13 protein-coding genes are annotated in these 12,514 nt (G+C 64.2%); 5 read left to right on the top strand and 8 right to left on the bottom strand.

Going from position 1 to position 12,514, the window contains the following annotated elements:
- Positions 1 to 109: 109 nt before the first annotated feature.
- The 4 genes from NKH78_RS19820 to NKH78_RS19805 form a co-directional block, all read right to left on the bottom strand.
- A complete protein-coding gene (locus NKH78_RS19820) occupies positions 110 to 1,135 on the bottom strand; it encodes an esterase-like activity of phytase family protein (protein ID WP_352687356.1) in 1,026 nt (341 codons plus the stop codon).
- Positions 1,132 to 3,030, bottom strand: a complete 1,899-nt coding sequence (gene cobT, locus NKH78_RS19815) for a cobaltochelatase subunit CobT (RefSeq protein WP_352505070.1) — start codon at positions 3,028 to 3,030, stop codon at positions 1,132 to 1,134. The genes NKH78_RS19820 and cobT overlap by 4 nt, the downstream gene beginning before the upstream one ends.
- A gap of 11 nt (positions 3,031 to 3,041) precedes the next feature.
- The gene (gene cobS / locus NKH78_RS19810; RefSeq protein WP_352505069.1) at positions 3,042 to 4,028 is read right to left on the bottom strand and encodes a cobaltochelatase subunit CobS; all 987 of its coding nucleotides are present in this window, start codon (positions 4,026 to 4,028) and stop codon (positions 3,042 to 3,044) included.
- Between the two features lie 122 nt (positions 4,029 to 4,150).
- Positions 4,151 to 4,780: a J domain-containing protein gene (locus NKH78_RS19805; protein ID WP_254816626.1), complete on the bottom strand. Its 630-nt coding sequence runs from the start codon at positions 4,778 to 4,780 to the stop codon at positions 4,151 to 4,153.
- A gap of 133 nt (positions 4,781 to 4,913) precedes the next feature.
- Between NKH78_RS19805 and NKH78_RS19800 the strand changes: the two genes are divergently transcribed.
- On the top strand, positions 4,914 to 5,216 hold the full coding sequence (locus NKH78_RS19800; RefSeq protein WP_352687354.1) for a BolA family protein: 303 nt from the start codon (positions 4,914 to 4,916) through the stop codon (positions 5,214 to 5,216).
- Between the two features lies 1 nt (position 5,217).
- Here NKH78_RS19800 and NKH78_RS19795 read toward each other — a convergent pair whose 3' ends face one another.
- The 4 genes from NKH78_RS19795 to NKH78_RS19780 are packed head-to-tail and all read right to left on the bottom strand — an operon-like array spanning position 5,218 to position 8,699.
- A complete protein-coding gene (locus NKH78_RS19795) occupies positions 5,218 to 6,024 on the bottom strand; it encodes an alpha/beta hydrolase (RefSeq protein ID WP_352505068.1) in 807 nt (268 codons plus the stop codon).
- Positions 6,025 to 6,064: 40 nt separating this feature from the next.
- The gene (locus tag NKH78_RS19790; RefSeq protein ID WP_352505067.1) at positions 6,065 to 6,961 is read right to left on the bottom strand and encodes an HlyC/CorC family transporter; all 897 of its coding nucleotides are present in this window, start codon (positions 6,959 to 6,961) and stop codon (positions 6,065 to 6,067) included.
- Entirely contained in the window at positions 6,958 to 8,100 is a 1,143-nt protein-coding gene (gene aroB, locus NKH78_RS19785) for a 3-dehydroquinate synthase (protein WP_352476243.1), read from the bottom strand. The genes NKH78_RS19790 and aroB overlap by 4 nt, the downstream gene beginning before the upstream one ends.
- Positions 8,097 to 8,699, bottom strand: a complete 603-nt coding sequence (locus tag NKH78_RS19780; protein ID WP_352505066.1) for a shikimate kinase — start codon at positions 8,697 to 8,699, stop codon at positions 8,097 to 8,099. Before NKH78_RS19780 ends, aroB begins: the two co-directional genes overlap by 4 nt.
- A 158-nt stretch (positions 8,700 to 8,857) precedes the next feature.
- Between NKH78_RS19780 and NKH78_RS19775 the strand changes: the two genes are divergently transcribed.
- From NKH78_RS19775 to NKH78_RS19760, 4 genes are all read left to right on the top strand, one after another.
- A complete protein-coding gene (locus NKH78_RS19775; RefSeq protein ID WP_023677884.1) occupies positions 8,858 to 9,007 on the top strand; it encodes a hypothetical protein in 150 nt (49 codons plus the stop codon).
- Positions 9,004 to 9,921: a site-specific tyrosine recombinase XerD gene (locus tag NKH78_RS19770; protein WP_352737946.1), complete on the top strand. Its 918-nt coding sequence runs from the start codon at positions 9,004 to 9,006 to the stop codon at positions 9,919 to 9,921. Before NKH78_RS19775 ends, NKH78_RS19770 begins: the two co-directional genes overlap by 4 nt.
- A 99-nt stretch (positions 9,922 to 10,020) precedes the next feature.
- The gene (locus tag NKH78_RS19765) at positions 10,021 to 10,971 is read left to right on the top strand and encodes an acetyl-CoA carboxylase carboxyltransferase subunit alpha (protein ID WP_352471457.1); all 951 of its coding nucleotides are present in this window, start codon (positions 10,021 to 10,023) and stop codon (positions 10,969 to 10,971) included.
- Positions 10,972 to 11,181: 210 nt separating this feature from the next.
- Positions 11,182 to 12,510 carry a L,D-transpeptidase family protein gene (locus NKH78_RS19760; RefSeq protein WP_254817064.1) on the top strand — a complete coding sequence of 443 codons (1,329 nt, stop codon included), beginning with the start codon at positions 11,182 to 11,184 and terminating at the stop codon, positions 12,508 to 12,510.
- The last annotated feature ends 4 nt before the right edge of the window (positions 12,511 to 12,514 follow it).

Raw genomic sequence — 12,514 nt, 5'->3', positions numbered from 1 at the left:
GGGTCATTGCCAGAGAAAATCGCCAGGGGAAATTGCAAGGGAAATTGCCTGCGCTGCAAAACGGCGCGGAAACGCCAGCGATGCTGTCAGCCAGCAGGCCGGTCGCGCGTCAATCCTCGTGCAGCACAAATTCCAGGTAAAGATTGCGCTGCAGGATCGAGTGGTTGTCATCGGACATCAGCGACACGATCAGCGCGCCATCGTCGCGGGTCCAGACGTCGAGCGCTTCCATGTTGTCGATCTGGTAGCCCATGTCGGCTTCGAGCAGCACCGGCCCGTCGGCGACGGCGCCCTTCTCGACGCCTTCGCCATAGATGCGCCGCAGCCGCATCTTGACGCCGCCGGCCATCGAAAAACTGCGCTCCAGAAGCAACAGGTCGCCGTCCGGCAGGAAGGCGCCGTCGGTGATGTCGAAATCGCCATTGCGCTTGACGGTGAAGACGCCCTTGTGCGGCCCTTCGATGATCGCGGCAAAGATGTTGCCGGCCTTGTCGAGGCTCTTTTCCGACACCACGACCAGTCCGCCCGCGTGCTGCCCGTTGGGACTGGCGCGGGTGACGGTCTCAAAGCCGCGATTGCGGCGAAGTTCCCAGGCTGGGATCAGGAAGTCCAATTGCCTGAACGGCACCTTCATGCCGTCCGGATCGATCTTGAACTCTGCGATACGGTGATCGCCCTCGAAACCGACCGTGGCAATACCGTCCTTGACCGCGAGGCCTTCGGCATCGACCGCCCATTTCTCGTCGATCGACTGGCCGGCCGCATCGACCATCTGCTGCATGCGAAAATTCTGGATGCCGGAAGGCCGCTTCTCGGCATCGTGGACGAGGGTGCCGAAGAACCAGAAGCCGGTGTCGGCAACGCCGATGAAATCGCTGCCGGGCTTGAGGAACCGAAGCGCCGAGAGCGCGCCGAAATCGCGCGTCGACGAGGTCATTTCGAGCCCGCCGACGAATTCGAGCGGCCCGAACTGTTTGTCCGGCCGGCCGATATGGAATTCGCTGATCGGCCGTGCCGAGATTTCGGCCGGCTCGACCGAGGCCAGGCCGGCAGCGATAGCCGGCGCCAAACTGATGCCTAACAACGCACTGGCGGCCAAAAGCTTCTGCCAAAAGCCGCCGCGGGAAAAAATCATCCGGCGCGCCGCATGCCGCCGCGCCGCGTGTCCCGCACGGTTTCCTCGGCGAACAGCGAGGCCAGCTGCTCGGTCATGGCGCCGGCCAGTTCTTCGGCATCGACGATGGTGACGGCGCGGCGATAGTAGCGGGTGACGTCGTGGCCGATGCCGATGGCCAAAAGCTCGACAGGCGAGCGCGTCTCGATGAGCTCGATGATGGCGCGCAGATGCCGCTCGAGATAATTGCCCGGATTGACCGACAGCGTCGAATCGTCGACCGGCGCCCCGTCCGAGATCATCATCAGGATCTTGCGCTGCTCCGGCCGCGCGATCAGCCGGTTGTGCGCCCACAGCAGCGCCTCGCCGTCGATGTTTTCCTTGAGCAGGCCCTCGCGCATCATCAGCCCGAGATTGCGGCGCGCCCGCCGCCACGGGTGGTCGGCGGATTTGTAGATGATGTGGCGCAGATCGTTGAGCCGGCCGGGGTTCGGCGGTTTGCCTTCCTTCAGCCATTTCTCGCGCGCCTGCCCGCCCTTCCAGGCGCGGGTGGTGAAGCCGAGGATTTCGACCGAGACGCCGCAGCGTTCCAGCGTGCGCGCCAGGATGTCGGCGCAGGTCGCGGCGACCGTGATCGGCCGGCCGCGCATCGAACCCGAATTGTCGAGCACCAGCGACACCACCGTGTCGCGGAATTTGGTATCGCGCTCCTGCTTGAAGGACAGAGGCTGCATCGGGTCGATGACGACGCGCACCAGCCGTGCCGGATCGAGATAGCCTTCTTCGAGGTCGAAATCCCAGGAGCGGTTCTGCTGCGCCATCAGGCGGCGCTGCAGCCGGTTGGCCAGCCGCCCGACGACGCCGGAAAGGTTGGCGAGCTGCTTGTCGAGGAAGGCGCGCAGTCGGTCGAGCTCCTCCTCCTCGCACAGTTCCTCCGCACCAACGGTCTCGTCGAAGGCCGTGGTGAAGACCTTGTAGTCGATCTCTTTCGGCAGATTGGTGAAGGGATTGTCGTTGCGGCGCGCCTCGCCGGGCGTCTCCGCATCGGCGTCGTCATCGTCGGAGAGATCCTCGGCGGTGGCGTCGGAGGCTTCCGTCTCGGCCGATTGCTCGTCGTCCGACGATGCCTCGGTATCCTCGGACTGCGACTGCTCGGAGCCCGAATCGTCTTCGCCGCCCTCCTCGCTCTGCTCCTCGCCTTGCGGCTGGTTTTCGTCGTTGTCCTCGGAGTCTTCCGTCTCCTGGTCGTCGCCGAGCTCCTCCGCCATTTCCATGGAGGCGAGCATCTCGCGCACGACGCGGGCGAACGCCTGCTGGTCGTCGAGCTTTGCCGACAGCCCGTCCAGATCGGCACTGGCTTTTTCCTCGACCCAGGGGCGCCAGAGATCGACCAGCCGTTCGCCGCTCTTCGGCACAGTGCGGCCGGTCAGCTTTTCGCGCACCATCAGCGCCAGCGCCTCCTCGATCGGCGCGTCGGCCTTGTCCTTGACGTCGGCGAGGTTGGCCCTGGCGTATTTGTCCTCGAGCATCGAGCCGATATTGTCGGCAACGCCCTGCATGGCGCGGCTGCCGATCGCCTCGACCCGGGCCTGCTCGACCGCGTCGTAGATGGCGCGGGCCTGTTTGCCTTCCGGCGCCAGCCTGGTGTGGATGCGCGTATCATGGCAGGCGCGCTTCAGCGCCATGGAATCGCCGAGCCCGCGGGTAATGGCGATATCCGCCTTCGATGCCTTCTTCGGCAGTTCGGGCAGCCGGGCGCGACTGCCGGCCAGCGCCGGCCGGTCCTTGGCGAAACCGACCTCGAGATCCTTGTCGCCGGCGATGGCGCGCATGCAGACGGTAACCGCGCGCTTGAAGCTGTCGGCCTCAGCGCCGGTCTTGGATTTGTTTCGTGTGTTGTCGCCCGGACCCGCCATCGAGACTCTGCTTAGCCCAGCACCACATTCGCCGCCGATTCCGGCAAATCTTCGCCGAAGGCGCGCTGGTAGAACTCGGCGACCAGCGAGCGTTCCAGCTCGTCGCATTTATTGAGGAAGGTCAGCCGGAACGCCATGCCGATATTGCCGAAGATTTCGGCATTCTCGGCCCAGGTGATAACCGTGCGCGGGCTCATAACCGTCGACAAATCGCCGTTGATGAAGGCCGAGCGCGTCATGTCGGCGACACGAACCATCTTGTTGACGATCTCCTTGCCCTTGCCGTCGCGATAATGCTTGGCCTTGGCCAGCACGATGTTCACTTCATTGTCGTGCGGCAAATAGTTCAGCGTAGTGACGATCGACCAGCGGTCCATCTGCGCCTGGTTGATCTGCTGGGTGCCGTGGTAGAGGCCTGTGGTGTCGCCGAGCCCGACCGTATTCGCGGTTGAAAACAGCCGGAAGGCCGGATGCGGGCGGATAACCCGGCTCTGGTCGAGCAGCGTCAGCCGGCCCGACGATTCCAGCACGCGCTGGATGACGAACATCACGTCCGGGCGGCCGGCATCGTACTCGTCGAAGCACAGCGCGACATTGTGCTGATAGGCCCAGGGCAGGATGCCGTCGCGGAATTCGGTGATCTGCAGCCCTTCCTTGACGACGATGGCATCCTTGCCGACGAGATCGATACGGCTGACATGGCTGTCGAGGTTGACACGCACGCAAGGCCAGTTGAGGCGGGCGGCGACCTGCTCGATATGCGTCGACTTGCCGGTGCCGTGATAGCCCGACACCATGACGCGGCGGTTATAGGCAAAGCCGGCGAGGATCGCCATCGTCGTGTTCTTGTCGAACAGGTAGTCCGGATCGATGTCGGGCACATGCTCGCTCGTCACCGAATAGGCCGGCACCACCATCTTGGAGTCGAAGCCGAATGTCTCCTTCACCGACACCGTGGTGTCGGGCAGGTTGGCGATGTCGCGATCGACCTTGTTCATCTCTATCACGTCTCCACAAGCGAAACGCCGCGTTTCGCTGGCAATCGATTTTGTTCGGGGGCGGTCTTAGAGCCTTTTCCAACCCTATGAAAGTTGGAAAGCGACACGAACCGTAAGGTCGCTCAGCACAAACCTGCCTGCTTGAGCACGCGATACGCCTGGAGCACATCGCGGAACCGGTCTTCCGAACCTCTGTCGCCGCCATTCGCATCCGGATGGTGGCGTTTCACAAGTTCCTTATAGCGCGCCTTGATATCCTTGCCACTTGCCTTTGTATCAAGGCCAAGCGTTTCCAGTGCCTTGGCCTCAAGCGGCTTGGCCTTGCGCTCGCGTGCTTCGCGCGGGTCCTTCGGGCCTTTGAACAGGTCGAAGGGATCGCGCATGCGATTGTAGTAGCCGGCACGGCCGGAACGCGCCTGGGCGAAGTCGGGCGAGGAGCGTGTCGAGGCGCCGTTGACGCCCATTTTCCAGGTCGGCCGGTGGCCGGTCATGGCTTCCTTCTGGAAGCGCGCGATCTCGGTATCCGGAACGCCCGAGAAATAATTGAAGCCCTTGTTGTACTCGCGCACATGGTCGAAGCAGAACTGGAAATACTCGCCTTCCTTCATCCGCCCGACCGGCGCGCGGTGGGTACCGGCCTCCTTGCAGCCATCCCATTGGCAGATCGGCGAACGCGACTTCAGCTCCGCGTCCTTCTCCGGGCGGATGCGAATCTTCTCGAAATATTTTGGGTACGGCTTCATCTCACCCATTTATGGGCCGTTCGCGGATGCGAAACAAGAATTGACATTTTCGCGATGATCGCCCTAACCGCTGAATCGCGGCATAAAACCGGCGAATGGCGAATTTTGTGCGATGACATAGATGTGGTGAAGGGAAGCGACGATGTCCATACAGGCAACGATGGAAGATAAGCTGAAAAAGGCGTTTTCGCCGGAACGGCTGGACGTCATCAACGAAAGCCATCTCCATGCCGGTCATCATCACGCGGATTCCGGCCATCACGCTGCCTTCGACGGCGCCGGCGAGACGCATTTCCGCATCCGCATCGTCGCGCCAGCCTTTGCCGGCATGAGCCGCGTCGAGCGTCACCGCGCCGTCAACGATCTGCTGGCCGAGGAGTTGAAGTCCGGCGTGCATGCCCTGGCGATCGAGCCGGCGGCGCCCGGCGAAAAGACCCGCTGGTAGATCAGCCGACGCTCGACCTCAAGAAGGCCATCACCGCTGTGGTCAATGCATCGCCTTCGGTGCCGAAGTCGCGATTGATCGACATGTGCGAATAGGCGCTGCCGTCGAACAGCGTGACCCTGGTTCCGGTGGCGCGCAGACGCCCGGCGAAGGCCTCCGCGTCCGCCGCGCGGGCTTTCGCCCGTGAATGGGCGATGAAGGTCGGCGGGTGCTTGCGGCCTTCCACATAGGTGACAGGCGACAGCGCGCGCCACTGCGCCGGATCGGGAAAGGCGCGGGCATAGACCCCTGCCATGCCGCCGCTCCTGGCCAATGCCTCCAGGTCGTAAGCCCTGGTGTCGTCGAGGACCAGCGCCGCGACCCCGGGCAGGCCGCCGCGCAGGCCGGTCAATGCGACGAGATGGCAGCCGGCCGAATGGCCCATCGCGACGATCCGGTCCGGATCGCCGCCATGCCTGGCGATGTTGGCGCGGACGTAGCGATAGGCCAGTTCGACATCCGCCGCCTGGGTGGCGACGTCGGCCTCGGGCAGCATCCGGTAGTCGATCGAGACGAAGCAGAAGCCATTGTCGAGCAGGAATTGCGGCTTGGCATTGACGTTGCCGCGACTGCCGACCCGCCAGGCGCCGCCATGGACGAAGAAGACGACCGGCAGGCCGCTTGCGCCGTCGCGGGAATAGATGTCGAGCTTGGCCGGCCCATAGTCGAAGGTTTCGGGCGACGGCGAACGCAGCCGCAATGCCGCCGCCTGCCCCGGCAACAGCGCCGCCATCGACACCAGAAGCAGGCTTCGCCGATCGATTGTCATAGACTCCTGACCGCCCACAGGTGCCGCAAGATGCGCGCTGTCATTCGCCAAGCATTACCGGCTTGATCCTCAGCCGCGCGATTCGGTTCTTGTCGCGCTTCATGACGACGAAGCGCTTGCCGTGAAACGTAAAGGCCTGCTTTTCGTCCGGGATCGACTGCGCCTCGTGGATAACGAGGCCGGCAATGGTGGTGGCTTCCTCGTCCGGCAGGTGCCAGTCGAGCGCCCGGTTCAGGTCGCGGATCGGCACCGTGCCGTCGACGACGACGGAGCCGTCGGCCTCCTGCTTGACACCCTGGATGTCGATATCGTGCTCGTCGGCGATCTCGCCGACGATCTCCTCGATGATGTCCTCCAGCGTCACCAGCCCTTCGACCTCGCCATATTCGTCGACGACGATGGCGAAATGCGCCTTGCGGCGCAGGAAGGCGTTGAGCTGCTCCTGCAGCGTCGTGGTGTCGGGCACGAACCACGGTTTAGATGCGATCTTCATCACGTCGATCCGGGAGAAATCGTTGCCGACCTCGTTCAGCGCGCGCAGCAGATCCTTCGCGTGCAGCACGCCAACAATGTTGTCGAGCGAACCCTTCCACAACGGCATGCGGGTGTGCGGGCTCTGCAGGATCTCGCGAACCACCGCTTCGGGCGGGTCATCGGCATTGACCGAGCGCATATTGGTGCGGTGGACCATGACGTCCGACACTTCGAGCTCCTCGAGGTCGAACAGGCCGCCGATGCGGGCGCGGTCCTCGCGCACCACCTGGCCGTCGCGGCGGAAATCGTCGACGGCGCCGCGCAGTTCCTCGCGCGCCGAGCGCTGCGGCTCGATGCGCTGCAGCTCATAGCCGAAGGCGGCGAGCAGGTGCCGGCGCAGGACGAAGCCCAGCAGGCCTAGGCCGGCGAGCACTGCAGCCGCGATCCAGCCGGCCTGACTCATCCCGGGCGGCTTTCCTGCCGACCCGGATGGTTCTCCCTGAGGAACGCCAGCACTTCCGAGGCCGGCACATCCCTGGCGATGAAGGCCTGTCCGACGCCGCGCGTCAGGATGAAGGTCAGCGCGCCGCGCGACACCTTCTTGTCCTGGGTGATGAAGGAGAACAGCTGCTCGGCGTCGGGCAATTCGCCCGGAATGTCGGCCATGCGCCAGGGTAGGCCGACGGCGCGAAGATGCGCCTCGACGCGCGCCGCATCGTCGGGGCTCGCCAAATTGAGCCTTGAGGAAAAGCGGTGCGCCAGCGCCATGCCGATGGCGACGCCTTCGCCATGCACGAGCCGTGCGCCGTCATAGCCGGTCGCCGCCTCCAGTGCATGGCCGAAGGTGTGGCCGAGATTGAGCAGGGCGCGGTCGCCGGTCTCGAACTCGTCGCGGGCAACGACGTCGGCCTTGGCACGACAGGCCTCGGCGATGGCCGCAGCCCGCTCCGGCCCGCCGGCAAACACTTGGCGCCAGTTTTCTTCCAGCCAGGCGAAGAACTCCGGCCGGTCGATCAGCCCGTATTTGGCCAGTTCGGCATAGCCGGCGCGAAACTCGCGGATCGGCAGCGTGTCGAGCACTTCGGTATCGGCCAGCACCAGCTTGGGCTGGTGGAACACCCCGACGAGGTTCTTGCCGCGCTTGCTGTTGATGCCGGTCTTGCCGCCGACGGAGGAATCGACCTGCGCCAGCAGCGAGGTCGGAACCTGCACGAAATTCATGCCGCGCCGCGCGATGCCGGCGGCAAAGCCGGCCAGGTCGCCGATGACGCCGCCGCCGAGCGCGATGACGACGTCGCCGCGCTCCAGCTTGGCGGCCAACACGCCATCGACCACCTCTTCGAGATGCGCAAAGCTCTTGGTCTTTTCGCCTGGCGGCAACGTGATGACGGCATGTTGGATGCCACCGCTTGCCAGGCCGGCCGCAAGCGTCGCGAGATGCGCGGCCGCGACGTTTTCGTCGGTGACGACCGCCGCCCGCGTCCCCGGCAGACGGCGCGAAATCTCGGCGCCGGCGCGTGACAGCAGGCCGGGACCGATCAAAATATCGTAGGCACGCTCGCCAAGCCCGACTTCGACAGAGACCGTTGCATCAGCGCTCACGACCGCACCTCGTCAATGTCGGCAATGCCGAGATGGCCGCGCAGCGCGTCCACCACTTCGGCGGCAATGATCTCCTTGCGGTCGTCGCGGGTCGGCACGATGACATCGGCCGCGGCATAAACCGGGTAGCGTTCCGCCATCAGCCGTTCCAGCACGGCGCGTGGATCGGCGCTTTTCAGCAGCGGCCGGTTCTGTTTCTTGGAAACGCGCTCCATCAACAGGTCGATCTCGGCTTTCAGCCAAACCGAAACGCCATGGCTGGCGATCGCCTCGCGCGTCTGCGCGTTCATGAAGGCGCCGCCGCCGGTCGACAGCACCTGCGGCCCGTGCTCCAGCACACGCAGGATGACGCGCTGCTCCAGTGCTCGGAACTCCGCCTCGCCATAGCGCTCGAACAGGTCCGGGACGCTCATGCGCGAAACAGTTTCGATCTCCTGGTCGCTGTCGATGAAGGGTAGTGCCAGCATCGCCGCCACCTTGCGGCCGATCGCCGTCTTGCCGGCGCCCATCAGCCCGACAAAGACGATGGAACGGCCGCCCAGCCGGCCGAGCAGCGCGGCATGGCTCTCGCCCGGAGGATTTGCTGGTAGCGCGTTCATGCTTCTAGGGCCTCTTTGGCGGCGTATCGACATCAAAAGCCTGTTTGCGTCAAGCGCGGCGCAACCGGGACTATGGGCTTCACCCTTGAATTGGCCGGATTGGCGTCTCATAAGGGCACAGGGTTGGAAATGCAGAATAAGACGACGGGCGAAAATTAATGCCAACACTGTTTCGCTTTGTCGTGACGCTCGCGATTCTGGCCGGCATTGTCTATGGCGCGATGTTCGCCCTGGTCATGTTCGTCGAGCCGAGAAAGGCGGAAATGAGCGTGCGTATCCCTCCGGAAAAGCTCAATCCCAAAAAATGAACAGCGCCGCCCGCATCGAAGCCTTCCTGGAGATGATGAGCGCCGAGCGCGGCGCGGCCGAAAACACGCTTTCCTCCTACCGCCGCGACCTCGAAGACGCTTCCGCCGGGATCGGCGGTGGGCTTGCCGCTGCCACCAGCGCCGACATCCGTGCCTATCTCGACGACATCGCCGCGCGCGGCTTTGCCGCCAGCTCGCAGGCGCGCAAATTGTCGGCGATCCGGCAGTTCTTCCAGTTCCTCTACGCCGAAGGCCTGCGCGGTGACGATCCGACCGGCACGCTGGACAGTCCGAAGAAAGGCCGGCCGCTGCCTAAGACGATGAGCGAGGCCGATACCGGCCGGCTGCTCGACCGCGCGGCGCAGGAGGCGATGGACCCCTCCATGCATGACGGCGACAGGCTGGCGGCGCTGCGCCTGCACGCGCTGGTCGAGGTGCTCTACGCCACCGGCTTGCGCGTTTCGGAGCTGGTCGGCCTTCCCGTGACGGTGGCACAGCGCGACGACCGCTTCTTCATGGTCCGCGGCAAGGGCAACAAGGAGCGCATGGTGCCGCTGTCGGCCAAGGCGCGCACCGCGATGCGGACATGGCTTGCCGCACGGGGGGCGGTGCCGGCTCTTGCCGACAGCCCGTTCCTGTTTCCGGCTGCCTCCGACAGCGGCTATCTCTCGAGACAGGTCTTTGCCCGCGAGCTGAAAGGGCTTGGCGCTCGGGCCGGCATTGCCGCGGCGAAGATATCGCCGCATGTGCTGCGCCATGCTTTCGCCAGCCATCTCTTGCAGAACGGCGCTGATCTCAGGGCCGTGCAGCAGTTGCTCGGCCATGCCGATATTTCAACGACGCAGATCTACACGCATGTGCTGGAGGAGCGGCTGATGCGTCTGGTCAACGATCATCATCCGCTTGCCGACTAGGCGTCATGTCGCTATGTGAGAACGACGTTCCACCGCGCCCAGCCTGCATTTTCAGGCTTGCGTCAGTCATTGCCTTCCGACTTGCCGGTCCGCCCAAGAATGTACAATTACCTCGATTTCGAAAAGCCTGTACAGGATCTCGAAGGCAAGATCCTCGAGCTGAAGAAGCTTGCCGAGAACGGCGAGGCGGTCGATGTCGGCGATGAGATCGCCCGTCTCGAGAAGCGCTCGCGCGATGCGCTGCGCGACGCCTACAAGGCGCTGACGCCGTGGCAGAAGGTGCAGGTGGCGCGCCATCCGGACAGGCCGCACTGCATCGACTACATCAAGGGCCTGCTTACCGATTTCACGCCGCTCGCCGGCGACCGCAACTTCGGCGAGGACCAGGCGATCGTCGGCGGCTTCGCCCGGTTCCGTGGCGAGCCGGTGGCGATCATCGGCCAGGAGAAGGGTTCCGACACGGCAAGCCGGCTGAAGCATAATTTCGGCTCGGTGCGGCCGGAGGGCTACCGCAAGGCGGTGCGGCTGATGGAACTCGCCGACCGTTTCCAAATCCCGTTGCTGACGCTGGTCGATACGGCCGGCGCCTATCCCGGCGTCAACGCCGAAGAGCGCGGCCAGGCGGAGGCCATCGCCCGCTCGACTTCGGCCTGCCTTGGCCTGAAGGTGCCGTCGATCTCGGTGGTGATCGGCGAAGGCGGCTCGGGCGGCGCCATAGCGATCGCCACCGCCAACCGCGTCTACATGCTCGAACACGCCATCTATTCGGTGATCTCGCCGGAGGGCGCCGCCTCGATCCTGTGGCGCGACACCACGCGGTCCAAGGATGCGGCGACCAATATGAAGATCACGGCGCAGGACCTGCTGGAGCTGAAGATCATTGACGCCATCATCGCGGAGCCGCTCGGCGGTGCCCATCGCGCCCCCGAAACGGTGATCGCCGCCACCGGCGACCTCATCGCCAGGACGATGAAGGAATTCTCCGGCGCCAACACCGACTTCCGCGAGCATCGCCGCGAGAAATACCTGGCGATGGGCCGCAATCTGTAACCAACCCAGGCACTAGGCCTGAAATGTGGCGGCGCGAACCAGTTTCGCCACAAAAATGCCGCTGCATTCGGCTCAGTGGGCTTGCCGTAAGGGGACGCGCCGCATTCTTGCGGTAAGGAATTTTCAAGGTTAACGGGCTTAGAGTCCGTCAGTGGTCGGTTTAGCAGCTGCGGCATCCGCGGCGCAGAGATGAAGACGATAGCCATATCCATGTTTGCCAAGCTTGCCCGCACCGGAGTCCTAATCGCTGCGATCGGCGTCGCCGGCTGCAATGACGCTTCGATGAAGGATTTTGCGCCGCAAGCCAACAAGCCGCTGCCGGACAAGATCCTGGCCGAAATGAAAGCCAAGGGGATGGTCCGCACCTCCTCGGTGATGGCCCGCATCTTCAAGGAAGAAGGCAAGCTCGAAATCTGGAAGGCCAAGACCAACGGCCGCTACGACTTGGTCGCGAGCTACGACATCTGCAAATGGTCGGGCAAGCTCGGGCCGAAATTCACTGAAGGCGACCGGCAGGCGCCGGAAGGCTTTTACACGGTCCGCCCGGCCCAGATGAACCCGCGGTCGAATTACCACCTGTCCTTCAATATCGGCTACCCCAACGCCTATGACCGTGCCAATGGCCGCACCGGTTCCAACCTGATGGTCCATGGCGCCTGCTCGTCGTCTGGCTGCTATTCGATGACCGACGCGCAGATCGAGCAGATCTACGCTTTCGGACGCGACGCCTTCCAGGGCGGCCAGACCGAGTTCCAGATCCAGGCTTTTCCGTTCCGCATGACTGCAGCCAATATGGCGCGCTATCGCAACGACCCGAACTACGAATTCTGGAAGATGCTGAAGGTTGGCTACGACAATTTCGAGGTCACCAAGGTGCCGCCGAAAGTCGACGTCTGCGAGAAGCGCTACGTGTTCAACCAGGTTGCAGCCGACGGCTCGACCTTCAATCCGACCGGCCCCTGCCCGCCGACCACTCAGCCCGATTCGCTGAAAAGCGCCATCAACGCCTATCAGAGCACCTATGAGGCGGCCTTCAACGGCGCCATAAAGGCCAGCGTGCCGGCGCCCAAGCCGACCATCGCCGGGATCAAGGAAGCCAGCATCGTTTCCGACTGGTCGAAACGGCGTGCCCGCGGCGAACGCGTGCCGATCGAGCCGCCCTCGCTCAACCCGGACGGCACTGTGACCGAAACAGCGCGCATGGGCCGCGTCGATTCGCCGGCGGGCCGCAAGATGGCGGCGCTCGACGCCGAAAAGGCTGCCAAGCAGAAGGCCGAGGAACAGCGGCTTGCCGCGATAGAAGCGGCGAAGGCAGCGAAAGCGGCAGCCAAGGCGCAAGCCCTGGCCGAGAAGGAAGCCGCCAAGGCGCAAGCATTGGCCGAAAAGGATGCTGCCAAGGCAGCGGCCGAAGCGCCTGTCGCGACCGCAACCGTCGCGCCATCCGCGGAGGCCGTTCCGGTCGCCGAAACGCAGGCTGCGGACGCCGAAAGCACGGCGACAAGGCTGAAGAAGAAACTGCTCGGCATGTTTGGCGGCTGAGGTT

It is taken from the genome of Mesorhizobium sp. M0910 (genome assembly GCF_040319465.1).
GTDB lineage: Bacteria > Pseudomonadota > Alphaproteobacteria > Rhizobiales > Rhizobiaceae > Mesorhizobium.
Note: the sequence above shows the minus strand (reverse complement) of the source record. Positions and strands in the feature narration are given on the sequence as shown.

Coding starts and splice junctions, on each gene's coding strand:
- NKH78_RS19820 (WP_352687356.1), bottom strand. CDS start 1,135: ATGATTTTTTCCCGCGGCGGCTTTTGGCAGAAGCTTTTGGCCGCCAGT.
- cobT (WP_352505070.1), bottom strand. CDS start 3,030: ATGGCGGGTCCGGGCGACAACACACGAAACAAATCCAAGACCGGCGCT.
- cobS (WP_352505069.1), bottom strand. CDS start 4,028: ATGAACAAGGTCGATCGCGACATCGCCAACCTGCCCGACACCACGGTG.
- NKH78_RS19805 (WP_254816626.1), bottom strand. CDS start 4,780: ATGGGTGAGATGAAGCCGTACCCAAAATATTTCGAGAAGATTCGCATC.
- NKH78_RS19800 (WP_352687354.1), top strand. CDS start 4,914: ATGTCCATACAGGCAACGATGGAAGATAAGCTGAAAAAGGCGTTTTCG.
- NKH78_RS19795 (WP_352505068.1), bottom strand. CDS start 6,024: ATGACAATCGATCGGCGAAGCCTGCTTCTGGTGTCGATGGCGGCGCTG.
- NKH78_RS19790 (WP_352505067.1), bottom strand. CDS start 6,961: ATGAGTCAGGCCGGCTGGATCGCGGCTGCAGTGCTCGCCGGCCTAGGC.
- NKH78_RS19780 (WP_352505066.1), bottom strand. CDS start 8,699: ATGAACGCGCTACCAGCAAATCCTCCGGGCGAGAGCCATGCCGCGCTG.
- NKH78_RS19775 (WP_023677884.1), top strand. CDS start 8,858: ATGCCAACACTGTTTCGCTTTGTCGTGACGCTCGCGATTCTGGCCGGC.
- NKH78_RS19770 (WP_352737946.1), top strand. CDS start 9,004: ATGAACAGCGCCGCCCGCATCGAAGCCTTCCTGGAGATGATGAGCGCC.
- NKH78_RS19765 (WP_352471457.1), top strand. CDS start 10,021: ATGTACAATTACCTCGATTTCGAAAAGCCTGTACAGGATCTCGAAGGC.
- NKH78_RS19760 (WP_254817064.1), top strand. CDS start 11,182: ATGTTTGCCAAGCTTGCCCGCACCGGAGTCCTAATCGCTGCGATCGGC.